This window comes from Pseudoalteromonas amylolytica, from assembly GCF_001854605.1.
Taxonomy (GTDB): Bacteria; Pseudomonadota; Gammaproteobacteria; order Enterobacterales; family Alteromonadaceae; genus Pseudoalteromonas; species Pseudoalteromonas amylolytica.
In genome coordinates this window covers 17,205-31,097 of record NZ_MKJU01000028.1, presented here as the reverse complement: position 1 = coordinate 31,097, position 13,893 = coordinate 17,205, and the positions used below count along the sequence as shown (strand labels likewise).

Sequence of the window (13,893 nt, the reverse complement as noted above, 5' to 3'; positions counted from 1 at the left end):
GGTGAAAGCATGCAAAGTGATATCAATAATAAGTTGTTAATCGTTGGGGTAGTGCTGGTGGCCGTCATCATCGGTGCTTTTCAATTTTTAGGCGTAACGATTAACGCTGAAAATGGCTTAATTATCAGTTTTCCTGTTGTTGCAGTGTTGGTCGCCGTGCTGTATTTAAAGCGAGTACTTGATACTGCTACAAGTAAACTTGCATGTTTAAATGCGGCTTTACCATACTTACAACTCACAGAGCCAGATATGATGTCACGGTTAGATTTGAGTGCCTTACCTGAGCTGACTCGTATTCATACTGTGGAAGCGGGTCCTAGTGAGGATAAAGATCACATCGAAAGTTTGCTTAATGCCCTACACACTTGCCAAGCCAATATAATGATTGCAGATACAAACTTAAATATTACCTACTTGAATGAATCTGTTAGAAAAATGCTTAAGGCAAATGAGAGTAAGCTGCGAGAGAGCTTGCCTCAGTTTAATGTCGACAGCTTGGTTGGAACCAATATCGACGAGTTTCACCATAACCCTGCTCATCAAAGAAGTATTTTGGCGACACTTAACCGCGTGTATACCACGCAAATAAATGTTGCGGGTTTGACGTTTGACTTGATTGCAACACCAGTATTTAACTCTGAAAACGAACGTATTGCCACATTGGTAGAGTGGAAAGACGTGACTGAAAAACTTGCCTTTGAACAGAAGCAAGCAACACTTGCTGCTCACAATGCAAGGATCACTAGCGCATTGGATGTATGTCAGGCAAACGTCATGCTCGCTGATGCGGACTGTAATATTGTTTATGCCAATCACTCAGTATTGGAAATGCTCAGTGATAATCAAGCGCAGCTTCGCCAGTCTTTACCTAATTTTGATGCCAAAAACCTTATCGGCGAATGTATCGATGTGTTTCATGCTAACCCAAGCCATCAGCGTAAAATGTTGGATGGTTTAACAGATACATACAAGACCGATATCGAAGTTGCAGGCTTTACGTTTGGACTTATCGCTACTCCCGTGTTCGATGATGAAAATAATCGCCTTGGTACCGTTGTGGAGTGGGAAGATAAAACTGCAAGACTTATCAAAGAGCAACAGGCGCGAGAGACTGCTTATGAGAACCTTAGAGTTAAACGAGCACTCGATAATGTCGCTACAAATACCATGATTGCAAATCACGAACATGACATTGTGTATATGAATGAAGCCGTATTAGCAATGATGCGCAACGCTGAAAGTGATATCCGTAAAGACTTGCCGCAGTTTGATGCAAATAGTCTAATTGGCTCAAACATAGACCTATTTCACAAAAACCCAGCACATCAACGAGGTATGCTAGCCAAGCTAACATCTTCCTATAGTACAGAAATTGTTGTCGGTGGGAGAACTTTTGGACTAGTGGCGAACCCTATACTCAGTGCTGAAGGAGAGCGTATTGGTACAGTTGTTGAGTGGGATGATAGAACTAAGGAAGTTGCGATTGAAAAAGAAGTGAACGATCTAGTGGCCTCAGCAGGTACGGGGAATCTAGGTGTTCGCATTGAAGAGGAAGGAAAAGAAGGCTTCTATTTACGTTTAACGAAGGGACTAAATCAGTTGGTTAGCATTGTGGATGATGCCGTATCTGATACAGCTCAAATGCTAGATGCTTTGGCTAATGGTAACTTAACTCGTAGAATAACAGGTGAGTATCAAGGGGCATTTGAGAAGTTAAAAAGGGATGCAAATAGTACCGCGGACAAGCTCACAGAAGTAATCAATAAGATCAGTTCTTCGGCGTCACTTGTCGCAAGCGGAGCAGAGGAAATTTCACAAGGTAATGCTGATTTAAGTCAGCGTACAGAAGAACAAGCTTCTTCACTGGAAGAAACGGCTTCAAGCATGGAGCAAATGACCAGTACGGTGAAGCAAAATGCAGATAACGCAAAAGTGGCGAATGGGCTTGCTGAAGAAACCTGCGATAAGGCCATTCAAGGTGGCGAAGTAGTGAGTAGAGCTGTTGAAAGTATGTCAGCCATAAACGAGTCCAGTAAGAAAATCGCAGACATCATTGGTGTTATCGATGAAATCGCTTTCCAAACTAATTTATTGGCGCTCAATGCTGCTGTGGAAGCGGCGCGAGCAGGAGAACAAGGTCGGGGGTTTGCTGTGGTTGCGGGTGAAGTAAGAAACTTGGCGCAGCGTTCTGCGGGAGCTGCAAAAGAGATTAAAGATTTGATCCGAGACAGTGTTGGCAAAGTTGAAGACGGTACGCTATTGGTCAATGAATCCGGTGCGACCTTGAAGGATATAGTCGCTTCTGTGAAGCGTGTTACAGAAATGATTTCAGATATTGCTGAGGCATCAGTTGAACAAAGTTCAGGTATTGAACAGGTAAATAAAGCTGTTGCTCAAATGGATGAAATGACGCAGCAAAACGCAGCGTTAGTAGAAGAAGCATCCGCAGCAGGAGAGTCAATGGCCGAGCAAGCCAATGATATGCGTAAGCTATTACACTTCTTTACTATAGATAATGCAGCTCACTCAATGTTACCGCCACAGTCGTCAATGGCTGCTTCATCCATAAGTGCAGCCCCAAAAGCACAGATTAGCAACGCTAAACAAGATGTGAAGGCTATGCCAGTGGGCAATAAGTTCTCTGATAGTTCTGAGGAATGGGAGGAGTTTTAGTCCGATGTTAAAACACAGGGTCAGCAGTTCTGGCCCTCGTTAAGAGAATTTTGTGCAAGGTGGAAACATGCGAGAGTTTACCTTTACGGATGAGGACTTTGATGGGCTGTCTAAACGTGTGTATAAAGCTTGTGGTATTGTTCTTGGACCGCACAAGAAAGAAATGGTTTATTCGCGAATTGCGCGAAGGATCAGAGCTTGTGACCTCACCTCATTCAAGCAATATATTGAATTGGTAGATAACAATAATGGTGGAGAGTTTAGTAATTTCATAAACGCTATTACGACTAACTTGACGTCTTTCTTTCGAGAAAAGCACCATTTTGACTATTTATCGACAGTTATTATTCCAGCTATTTTAGAGCGCAATAGTGCATCTAAGAGAGTGAGGATTTGGTCGGCTGGTTGCTCAACGGGGGAGGAACCATACAGTATCGCAATGACGATTCTCGGCCGCTTTCCTTCTGGCTGGGATGTAAAAATATTAGCCACCGATTTGGACTCAAATGTACTATCAAAAGCACAAGCTGGTGTCTATAGTGCCCGCAGTATTACGGGGGTAGACGGCTCTGAGCTAAAAAAGTGGTTTTTAAAAAGTTCTGATGGAGAATCTTATAAAATAAAGCCTGCTCTACAAGAGCTTATCTCTTTTAAGCGACTGAACTTATTGGAGAGTTGGCCAATGAAAGGGCCGTTTGACCTTATTTTCTGTAGGAATGTACTGATTTACTTCGACAAAGAGACTAAGGATCAATTGTTTGCCGGTTATCATCAGTTACTTGCACCCAAGGGGCACCTATTTATTGGTCATTCCGAAACGATGGGAAAAGAACACATTGAATTTATCAATTTAGGTAAGACTATGTACCAAAAGGCGGATCATGAATAGTCATATGGGACCAGTATTAAGCGGCTTCGAGCACGTAAAGCGTTTCTGGGACTCAGGGCGCTCAGCTGTAATCGCTAAAGTCTTACCCGGTGAATTTTACGTATCGAGGAATGATGAATATATTTCCACGGTATTGGGCTCTTGTATCGCTGCATGTATTTACGACGATGCTCGAGGCATTGGTGGAATGAATCACTTTATGCTGCCAGGAGCTAAAGACATTAAAGATATTCATGCTGATGATTTAAACTGTCGTTACGGGAATTGGGCAATGGAGTTTTTGATTAATGAAGTAATTAAAAATGGTGCCTCACGAAGTAATTTGAAAGTTAAGTTGTTTGGTGGCGGTAAAATTATCCGTGCCATGACAGATATTGGTGTTGGTAATATTCGCTTTGCTAATGCGTATGTACAAGAGGAAGGGTTGCAACTTGTGTCTCATGATGTTGGTGGACCTTGGCCCAGAAAGGTATTATTTCATCCACAAACAGGTAAAGCACAAGTCAAAAAGCTCAGAGAAATGCACAATGATACTATTGAAAAACGGGAGGTACGTTACCTTCATGACATTGAATCTCAAGATGCCAGTACTGATATTGAGCTGTTTTAGAGGTAGGTATGATCACAGTATTGATTGTTGATGACTCTCCACTTATTCGTGGGTTGTTAACTGAGATCCTCAATCAGGCGCCTGATATTAAAGTGATTGGAGCTGCAGCGGATCCATATCAAGCCAGAGAGATGATAAAATCGCTTCACCCCGACGTGCTAACGTTGGATGTTGAAATGCCCAAAATGGACGGTATTAGCTTCCTACGTAATTTAATGCGCCTTAGACCTATGCCTGTGGTGATGATCTCCACTCTAACAAAACAGGGATCACCTGCGACATTGGAAGCGCTAGAAATTGGTGCGGTTGATTTTATCACTAAACCTGCCGTAAATGCGGTGTCGCAACTTAAGAGTTATACTCAAGCTGTACATGAAAAAGTGAGGGTTGCTGCCCAAGCTCGGGTTCGTTCGTACAAGGTGCAAGCAAGCCATACAGATTCTCCAAAAAGTGAGAATATTCGTATGCAGTTTAAGAGCGATGCAATTTTGGCTATTGGCGCTTCTACGGGTGGAACTGAGGCGATCAAAGAGGTCTTAATCCGCTTGCCTGTCAATTCGCCACCAGTAGTTGTAACGCAACACATACCACCTATTTTTAGTACATCTTTTGCTTTGAGGATGGACCGTTGCTGCTCCGTGAAGGTGAAAGAAGCTGAAACGGGAGATCAGCTATTGGCTGGACACGTATTTATCGCACCGGGCGATAAGCATTTAAAAGTCGTTAATAAATCTGGAAAGCTGTTATGTGAACTTGAAGACACTGAGCTTGTTAACCGACACAAGCCTGCTGTCGATGTGTTGTTTGATTCGCTCGTGCCTTTTGGTAAATCTGTATACGCAGCACTACTGACAGGCATGGGGAGTGACGGCGCCAAAGCTATGTTACGCTTAGCTCAAGCTGGAGCCTTTACCGTCGCTCAGGATGAAGCCACATCGGTTGTTTGGGGAATGCCCAAAGCAGCGGTGGAGTTGAATGCTGTGAAACTCATAGCCCCGCTTCATGAGGTAACACGCGCGTTACTAAATGCCTGTAAAAAATAGCTGGTCAGTTAATCACCCAGGGCTGAGAGAACCAAAAGAACTGTCCTGATTCTCCGGCTGCTGGCGCAGTGCAATTATATCGTGAACGTCCTTTTGGTAAGGCTTTTACCGCCTCGACGCTTACTTGCTTGTCATCTAACCATTCAACATTCCCTTTCCCTTGCCCCGATATATAACAGGTAAACTGTTTGGGGTTGAAGTTAACCTCTTTAAAGTTAATGACTAACGTGGGTTGTTGATTGTCAGTCACCGAATCCGCATAATTTAGATCAGCGATGGCGAAAGGTTTAGAATTTAGTTTTACCTTAAGTGTGTTGAGGTCACTGTATACTCCAGATGCGGGAAAGCGAGGGAGGCGCGTGAAGTCTGAATCTACACCTACCGCACCAGAGTGCTGCCCTATGCCAATAAATCCAAGAGATGTAACTAGTTCCTTTAAGTCATGATTAAATTCCCCATATGGGTAAGCCAGTAACTTTGCATTGTGACCAACCTCTTCTTTGATGCGTTGTTCTGACCAAGAAATGTCGTGGCTAATCCTTACTTTCCATTGCTCTAGGTTTTCACCTTGCAGACGTTTATGTAAATAGTCGTGCTTGGCGCTGTGATTGGCGATGAGCGCTCCTTGAGATGCGAGTTGCCGTAATTGTGACCAAGTCATAACATAGCTTTGCTGCTCATCGATCAGTTTTGGGTTTACGAAAATCGTGTAGGGGAAGTTAAACTCTTCCAAAATCGGCGCGGCCTGCTCGATATTATTGTCATATCCGTCATCAAAGGTGATGGCAACGGCTTTTGTTGGTAATGTGTCGCCTTTACGCAGCGATTCAAGCAGTTCATCCAACGGTAATACCTTGAACTGTGACTCTTTTAGGTAATTTAAATGGGCCCTAAACTGCTCAGCACTCAAAGAGGTAACAGCTGGCAGCTTTTCGCTCACATGGTGATACTGTAAGATCACCGCCGCTGAAACGCATTTCATATTTATCAATAGCAACGCGGACAATAAATGAAGAATTTTTTTAGCCATTATAAATCTTACCACCTGAGTTTGTTGTTTTTGGCAGGGCCAATGATTTTATCAAACATTTCTGTGCCCCTGCTAGGTTTGGTTGATACCGCTGTTATTGGTCATTTATCATCGGCGCATTATCTTGCTGGAATTGCGCTGGGTGCGAGCAGCATAGCGGTACTATTCTGGCTTGCCAGCTTTTTGAGAATGAGTACCACCGGAGTCATCGCACAAGCTCTGGGTTCAAAAGATACTAACAGGCTCAGAATGCTCTTTCAAAGCAGTATTATTTTGGCTATGACTTTTGCGATTACTCTAGTTTTATTACAGCCATTATTGATGGCAGCGATTGCTAAGCTGTCAGGTGCAACTGAGCAGGTTGTCCATCAAGCACAGTTATACTTTTCAATAAGAATTTACAGCGCGCCAGCAGCATTGTGTAATTTAGTATTATTGGGTTTTATGTTGGGAATGCACTTCGGGAAAGGGCCGTTTTACCTAGTGCTGTTTACCAATGTGGTCAATATTATTTTGGATATCTTGTTCGTGGTTGTATTTGAATGGGGTGTCGCTGGGGCTGCTTGGGCTTCTTTAATAGCTGATTACAGTGCTTTGGGCTTGGCGATATTTCTGGTGCAAAAATTATTTGTCAAGCACCAGATTGCTTGGTGTTGGACATTGCCAACGCTTACACAGACAAAGCAATTATTGAGCCTCAATAGAGATATTTTTATACGTTCTTTGCTACTCCAACTGTGTTTTAGTTTTATGACATTTTATGGTGCACGTTTGGGAGAAACAACGCTTGCTGCCAATGCTGTGTTACTAAACTTCTTAATGCTTGTAAGCTTTGCGTTGGATGGGATAGCTTATGCTGCTGAAGCCAAAGTCGGGCATGCAAAAGGGCAGAAAAACATGAGCGAGCTGCGGCTTTGGGTACGTATTAGCGTGTTTTGGGGAAGCATATTCGCGCTTTTATATGCTTTGTTTTTTGCTACTTTGGGCAGAAAGCTAATCCAGTTACTTACGGACATACCAGAGGTCGTGGCACATGCACAGGAGTATTTACCTTGGTTAACCCTTTTACCGCTTATTGCGATGGGATGTTTTATCTTTGATGGTGTATTTGTTGGTTTAACGAGGGCCAAGGCAATGCGCAATAGTATGTTGTTCTCGGCAGCCTTTGGCTTCTTTCTACCTTTTGCGTTAACGGTATCATGGCAAAATCATGGGCTATGGTTCGCTATGAGCTGCTTTATGGCTCTGAGGGGCGCTACTTTGCTTTATCGTTATTCTCAACTTTGTCGTCAGGGTACATTGTTACAATAATCTGAGCGAAGCGATTGGCAAAAATACCCAGATAACCCCAAAGTGCAAAAAACATTGCAGGGCCAAGAATTATCAGGCCAACAATTTGCACTACGGGCTGGAAGTAATAACCATAGGCAATGGCTGCAAGTGCGCAGCCAAACAAAGCGATGCCTATTAAAAAGCGTTTGAGGCTAACTTTGGGTTGTTGCCCTAAACGATAAATGAGCTGCTTAAGCATGGTTTAGTAGTATGAGTGCTCGCCAGCTTGGTGCTCTGTGATATCCCTCACACCGGTGATCTCATCAAACTTGGCGATCATTTCCTTTTCAATGCCCTCTTTGAGGGTCACATCGATCATGGAGCACCCGTTACAACCACCGCCAAACTGTACGACAGCAATACCATCAGCGGTGATTTCTACCAAGCTCACTTGGCCACCATGGTTTGCCAATTGAGGATTAACCTCGGTTGTAAGCATGTGCTCAACTTGCTCATGTAGCGTCGCATTTTCACCTAGCTTTTTAGCTTTCGCATTCGGCGCTTTCAAGGTTAACTGGGTACCCATCTTATCGGTGACGAAGTCAATTTCTGCATCTTCCAAAAACGGTGCACTTTCTTGATCGACTACGGCATCGAAGCCATTGAATGGTAAGCGAATATCAGTTTCTTCCACCGCGTCAGCTGGGCAGTATGAAACACCGCACTCTGCTTGAGAGGTACCTGGGTTTACTACAAATACTCGAATGTTGGTGCCTTCAGCTTGATCTGAAAGCAGTTTAGCAAAATGCGTTTGGGCTGATTCTGAAATTGTGATCATAACTCTGACTATACTTGACTAAATTACTCGGTTAATGCCTATGATACTCCCCTCATCGTATTGTCGCCAGTGTTGAGCGTAAAAATTTGGCAGGGCTTGGCAACACCTGCTAGCGTGGAGCCATTCAATTAAGAAAAAGGTTTAAGTTTATGCGCTACTCATTGGCTCTGGCAATACTGTTTATACAAAGCTTGTTCTTTGTAACAGCAAAGCCACTTGATTATTATTTTTCAGACTCAATCACATTTGACCCAAGTATTGCTAAGCCCAGAGATGTATTGGGTTATGAGGTGGGTCAGTGGCATGTACGTCATGACCAGTTAGTACAGTACCTAAGCATATTGGCTCAGCAAAGTGAACGCATCAACATTGAAACTATCGGTTACAGCCACGAACAACGTCCGCTAATATTGCTAACCATTTCTAACAAAGCCCAGCTAGATAATATAGAAAATATACGAAAGCAGCATTTGGCACGCTTAAAAGATTCGTCAAAAGATAACAATGGACCTGCAGTATTATGGATGGGCTACAGTGTTCATGGCAATGAACCTTCAGGCAGTAATGCGGCAATGTTGGTTGCCTATTATTTAGCAGCCGCTCAAGGAGCTGAGGTTGAAAAGTTACTCGATAACACGGTTATTCTTCTAGACCCTTCTCTAAACCCTGACGGCCTAGCACGCTTTGCACAGTGGGCTAACAGCAATAGAGGGATGACATTGTCTGCTGATCCACAGCATAGGGAGCATGTTGAGGCATGGCCTTCGGGGCGTACTAATCATTATTTGTTTGATTTAAACCGCGATTGGTTATTGTTACAACATCCAGAGTCACAAGCCCGCATAGCTAAGTTTCACGATTGGAAGCCTAATGTTCTCACTGATTTCCATGAAATGGGCCCAAATAGCAGCTACTTTTTCCAACCTGGGATCCCATCTAGAACACACCCTTTAACCCCTGATGGCAATGTCGAACTCACAAATATGTTGGCAAGCTTCCATGCTAACGCGCTGGATAATGAGCAGCAATTGTATTTCACTCAAGAAAGTTTTGATGACTTCTATTACGGTAAAGGGTCAACCTACCCCGATATTAACGGTTCTGTGGGAGTTTTGTTTGAACAGGCGAGCAGTCGTGGACACGTTCAGGAGACTATTAATGGCACTTTGCATTTTGCTCAAACCATAAAAAACCAACTGACCACAAGCTTATCCACTTTTGCAGGTGTGATGAAACATAAAGCACAATTATTGACTTATCAGCAAAACTTCTATGGTGAGGCTAAAAAGCTCGCGGCAAAAGAAGATTATTCAGGTTATCTCGTGGCTGCAGAGGGTGATGAGCAAAAGTTGATTGAGTTTCTGTACTTACTAAAGCAACACCAAATTGAAGCTTATCCTCTAAAGAGTGACTATAAGACTTATAAGGTAGGGGATGTTTTTATTCCCCTTGAACAACCTCAGTATCGTTTAATCAAGGCCGCCTTTTCTGAACAAAAGAACTTTAAAGACAATACATTCTACGATGTATCAGGATGGACATTACCTCATGCTTTCAACCTGCCATTTGAGACTATTAAAAGCACGCGCTCATTAAAGCTTGATGCTCGCGCATGGCAAAAGCAGCCGACCAAGCCCAAAAGCGAGTTAGTGGATGGTTATGCTTTTGGTTTTTCATGGCAGCAGTTTAATGCGCCGAAAATGCTCAATTACCTATTAAAAAATGGTATAGAAGCACGTGTTGCACTGGAGGGGTTTAGTGCAAAAACCACTCAGGGTATTAGCCAATTCAAAGCTGGCAGTGTGATCATTGCAGCGGGGTTACAAAATAACGAAAAGTGGTTAACGATATTAAATCAAGCACAGAACAAATTTGATATAGATATCGCAGCAATCCAAAGTGGCCTGACGAGCGAAGGAATTGATCTAGGCTCACGATTTATGCGTCCAGTACAGGCCCCAAAAGTATTACTCGTTGGCGGCGAAGGAGTAAGTCAGTATGAGCTAGGAGAAGTGTGGTATCACTTGGATAGACACCTCGAGCTAGCCCCTAGTATTGTCGAACAAGGGCGTTTATCTCACATTTCGCTTGACGAATATAGCCACATCATCTTGGTTGATGGTAGTTATTCAGAGTTTACTGAACAGCTGAAAAGTAAGTTAAAGCAATGGACGAAAGCCGGCGGTGTAATCTGGGGACACAAACGTGGCGCAAAATGGTTGGTTGATAATCAACTAGTTAAAGCACAAAGCATCTCACGTCAGGAGATGTCAGAACAGTTTGATACTAAGAATCTAAGTTACAAAGATCGCGACCATTTATCCGCAAAACAGCGCATTGCGGGAGCGATTTTTGCGACTCATATGGACCTCTCTCACCCGCTAAGTTTTGGTTTGCAAAGGGAGTTGTTACCTGTGTTTAAAAATAGCACTTGGCTACTGAAGCCTACAGAGCAGCCATTTCTTACTGTTGGATATTATCTAAAAAACCCTCAACTTGCGGGATATACAGCCCCTGAAAATGTTGAAAAGATTGCTAACAACGCCAGTGTCATAGCGCATCGTTTTGGTCGAGGTTCTGTAATCGCTATGACAGATAACCCCGTATTTAGGGGATATTGGTATGGCACCAGCAGAGTGCTCACCAACGCACTATTCTTTGGTGGCCTACTTACTGAATAAAGGCGTTAAGGCGGTTGCAAACGCCCAAACCTTGGCAGCACCGGCTTCTAAGCAAGCTCGTGCTGCCTCATCCATTGTGCTGCCTGTTGTTATAACATCATCAACGACTATTACATTCTTCCCGCGTAGACTTTGTGTAACACAAAATGCGCCTTTGATATTGTTACGGCGTTGTCTTCGATTCAATTCGCTCTGTGGCTTGGTTTGTTTTACACGCATTAAACAGCTATTTATCGGAGCTATGTTTTCTAATGCTGGCCTCCAAGTTTGGCTAACTTGATTGTATCCTCGCCAAAAATAGCGTCGATAGGTGAGTGGCATTATCAAGCACAGATCGGGTGAAAAGTTACTTGTTTGACAGAATCGCTGCATTTGGTGGGTAATTAATTGCTGCAAAATCGCTTTGTGGTGTGTTCTGCGATGAAACTTATAATCACTGAGCCAAACTTTTAATGCGCCTTGATACCAACCACAGGCTATTAGCCCATCGCAATGGGGTAGGTTCATAAGTCGAGCGATGTCAGGGCGCAATAATAAATTACTTTGCTCGAGTGCAAAAAATGGGAAGTCATCAAGGCAAAATTCACATATTTTCGTTCGGCGAGATGTAAAAGTTTGGCAGCAAACGCATTGGGAAGGAAATAACCACTCCATAATCATACCGAGTCCCTTCGTTACTTTATCTTGCTAAGACGTTATCATATCTCGAAGTTTGGTTTAGGAAGTATAGAAATGCAAAACAGCTTGGTATTTTTACATGGTTGGGGAATGAACAAAGCCGTGTGGCAGGTGTGTATAGAAGAGCTTAGCACTCATTACAGCGGAGACATTCACTGTTTAAATCTACCAGGGTTTGGTGGCGCAGACCTTCCGCAGGGAGAATATACTTTGGCATCGGTCGCAGGTACTTTGGCTAAAAAGATTGCGCCGAACAGTGTGATCGTTGCTTGGTCACTAGGGGGGTTGGTTGCACTATATTTGGCAAAGCATTATCCAGAAAAAGTATCAAAGCTAGTTATGTTAGCTTCTACCCCTTATTTTGTAGAAAGCACGAATTGGGCTGGTATAAAAGAGCATGTGTTGGATGATTTTAAGCAGCAGCTTAGTCAAGACAGTAACAAAACGATAGAGAGATTTTTGGCAATTCAAGCAATGGGAAGTGAACATGCCAAAGAGGATATCAAGCAGCTTAGAATATTACTAAAAAAACATCCACAACCCCATGAAGAAGCTTTAAGTGCTGGATTAGATATGCTCAAAACTCAAGATTTACGGCAGACATTTAGCCAGTTGCAACAGCCCGTTTTTGGTTTTTTTGGTCGTTTGGACGCCTTAGTTCCTAAGAAAGTATGTAGCAAAATGGCGCAATTGAACCCTAGTTTTAAGTATGAAATTGCGCCAAAGGCATCTCATGCACCTTTTATTTCACACCGAGCAGAGTTTATATCTTACCTAAAATCAATACTTTAAAAGTAGCGCTTTAGGGTGGGGAAAGTTTTATTTAATCATACTTTATTTTTACTCATTTTTGCGCAATAATTAACCATGTGTATTTGAGTCGAGAGTAACTTATGCCTATAGGTGATGTGTTAAACACGGGACTGGAAGGTTTCAACCGAGCAAGTCAAGGGGTTGAACGAGCCACGGCTGAGATTAATCGTGCGACAGTTCAAACGCAGACGGATGAGCAACAGGCGCAGCAGCGTCAGTTACAAGCTGCCAGTAGTGATGAAGCGACTACAGCACCAGTATCTCAGCCTGCCAAGCTTGATGAAGCATTAGTAAACTTGAAAGTTGAAGAGTTTAACGCGAAGGCAAATACACAGACAATTCGAACAGCAGATGAAGTATTAGGTACTTTGATAGATATTAAAGTTTAGTAGTCCTGTATATGTTATGAACATAGTAACGCCTCCACCGGCGATGAACCTCAACACAGCAAACGTTTATACCGAAACGGCTAAGCGTGATAATCAGCTGCGTGAAATAATCCCAAAAGCTCCTCCCACTTCAGCTAGTTTTACAGAGAATAAGCCTGCGAATGAGGGAGATAAAACTCGGGCAAGCTCGCCTGACGACTCCTCTTTATATACAAATAATGGGCAACTGGCCAAAAACAAAACCATAGAAGAGAAAGAGCAGCAAGGACAGCAGCAAGGTCAGCAGCAACAGGGTGACGAGGAAGAGAAACAGAAACAGGATTCTCGCTCTGATAGCGAAGAAAAGGCACAGCAGCAAGAAATTAAAGAGCTCAAAGCAAGAGACCAAGAAGTTCGCTTGCATGAGCAAGCACATGCTAGGGTGGGCGGTCAGTATGCAGGTTCGCCAAGCTATGAGTATCAACGCGGCCCTGATGGTAACAATTACGCCGTTGGTGGAGAGGTCATGATCGACGTCGCTGAGATCCCAGGGGATCCGGCGCAAACTATTGATAAGATGCAAACGGTAAGGGCTGCAGCCTTAGCCCCTGCGGAACCATCGGGTGCAGATAGAGCTATTGCAGCAGACGCAACGCAAAAGATCTCTTCAGCTCAGGCTGAACTTGCGAAACAGCAAATCAGTGGTGACGATGGTGAGAAGAAGCAAGCCAGTAGCATAGGTACTTATCAAACTCGACGTCTGAAAGACGAAGATGAAGAGGAGCGTTTAGTTCAACGCGAGAGTGCAACGCTCAAAGATGATGCGGATCCATATGCCGTTGCGTTACCGATTGAACGAGACCCACAGATACAAGCAAGGGCGCTTAGAATTAACGACTTTTATCAACATATAGCATCACCCGATACACCAGCTTCGCTGTCACTTCGGGTATAGCTTCTAAACCAAAAGCCGTATCTTGCGATACGGCTTTTTTCTT

At 43.4% G+C, this 13,893-nt stretch carries 13 protein-coding genes; 9 read left to right on the top strand and 4 right to left on the bottom strand.

Going from position 1 to position 13,893, the window contains the following annotated elements; all coding sequences use genetic code 11:
* Positions 1-9: 9 nt before the first annotated feature.
* The 4 genes from BET10_RS13755 (at position 10) to BET10_RS13740 (ending at position 5,215) form a co-directional block, all read left to right on the top strand.
* On the top strand, positions 10-2,673 hold the full coding sequence (locus BET10_RS13755; RefSeq protein WP_070986174.1) for a methyl-accepting chemotaxis protein: 2,664 nt from the start codon (positions 10-12) through the stop codon (positions 2,671-2,673).
* A 67-nt stretch (positions 2,674-2,740) separates the two neighbouring features.
* The gene (locus BET10_RS13750; protein WP_070986173.1) at positions 2,741-3,562 is read left to right on the top strand and encodes a CheR family methyltransferase; all 822 of its coding nucleotides are present in this window, start codon (positions 2,741-2,743) and stop codon (positions 3,560-3,562) included.
* Entirely contained in the window at positions 3,555-4,172 is a 618-nt protein-coding gene (cheD, locus tag BET10_RS13745; protein WP_070986172.1) for a chemoreceptor glutamine deamidase CheD, read from the top strand. Before BET10_RS13750 ends, cheD begins: the two co-directional genes overlap by 8 nt.
* Positions 4,173-4,180: 8 nt before the next feature.
* Positions 4,181-5,215, top strand: coding sequence for a protein-glutamate methylesterase/protein-glutamine glutaminase (locus BET10_RS13740; protein ID WP_070986171.1), 1,035 nt, complete (start codon positions 4,181-4,183; stop codon positions 5,213-5,215).
* 4 nt (positions 5,216-5,219) lie between these two features.
* Here the strand turns inward: BET10_RS13740 and BET10_RS13735 are convergent, their stop codons facing one another.
* A complete protein-coding gene (locus BET10_RS13735; RefSeq protein ID WP_070986170.1) occupies positions 5,220-6,245 on the bottom strand; it encodes a polysaccharide deacetylase family protein in 1,026 nt (341 codons plus the stop codon).
* Between BET10_RS13735 and BET10_RS13730 the strand changes: the two genes are divergently transcribed.
* Positions 6,225-7,556 carry an MATE family efflux transporter gene (locus BET10_RS13730; protein WP_170829160.1) on the top strand — a complete coding sequence of 444 codons (1,332 nt, stop codon included), beginning with the start codon at positions 6,225-6,227 and terminating at the stop codon, positions 7,554-7,556. The two genes, BET10_RS13735 and BET10_RS13730, sit on opposite strands and share 21 nt — an antisense overlap.
* Here the strand turns inward: BET10_RS13730 and BET10_RS13725 are convergent.
* Positions 7,501-7,776 carry a hypothetical protein gene (locus BET10_RS13725; RefSeq protein WP_070986169.1) on the bottom strand — a complete coding sequence of 92 codons (276 nt, stop codon included), beginning with the start codon at positions 7,774-7,776 and terminating at the stop codon, positions 7,501-7,503. The genes BET10_RS13730 and BET10_RS13725 overlap by 56 nt on opposite strands.
* 3 nt (positions 7,777-7,779) lie before the next feature.
* Positions 7,780-8,355, bottom strand: a complete 576-nt coding sequence (gene nfuA, locus BET10_RS13720; RefSeq protein WP_070986168.1) for a Fe-S biogenesis protein NfuA — start codon at positions 8,353-8,355, stop codon at positions 7,780-7,782.
* A gap of 149 nt (positions 8,356-8,504) precedes the next feature.
* Between nfuA and BET10_RS13715 the strand changes: the two genes are divergently transcribed.
* The gene (locus tag BET10_RS13715; protein ID WP_070986167.1) at positions 8,505-11,036 is read left to right on the top strand and encodes a M14 metallopeptidase family protein; all 2,532 of its coding nucleotides are present in this window, start codon (positions 8,505-8,507) and stop codon (positions 11,034-11,036) included.
* Here the strand turns inward: BET10_RS13715 and BET10_RS13710 are convergent.
* Positions 11,022-11,690 (bottom strand): ComF family protein, encoded by a 669-nt coding sequence (locus tag BET10_RS13710; RefSeq protein WP_170829159.1) that lies wholly within the window; start codon positions 11,688-11,690, stop codon positions 11,022-11,024. The two genes, BET10_RS13715 and BET10_RS13710, sit on opposite strands and share 15 nt — an antisense overlap.
* A gap of 78 nt (positions 11,691-11,768) precedes the next feature.
* Between BET10_RS13710 and bioH the strand changes: the two genes are divergently transcribed.
* From bioH to BET10_RS13695, 3 genes are all read left to right on the top strand, one after another.
* On the top strand, positions 11,769-12,506 hold the full coding sequence (bioH, locus tag BET10_RS13705; protein ID WP_070986165.1) for a pimeloyl-ACP methyl ester esterase BioH: 738 nt from the start codon (positions 11,769-11,771) through the stop codon (positions 12,504-12,506).
* A gap of 101 nt (positions 12,507-12,607) precedes the next feature.
* The gene (locus BET10_RS13700) at positions 12,608-12,916 is read left to right on the top strand and encodes a hypothetical protein (protein WP_070986164.1); all 309 of its coding nucleotides are present in this window, start codon (positions 12,608-12,610) and stop codon (positions 12,914-12,916) included.
* A gap of 16 nt (positions 12,917-12,932) precedes the next feature.
* Entirely contained in the window at positions 12,933-13,850 is a 918-nt protein-coding gene (locus BET10_RS13695) for a putative metalloprotease CJM1_0395 family protein (protein ID WP_070986163.1), read from the top strand.
* Positions 13,851-13,893 lie beyond the last annotated feature (43 nt).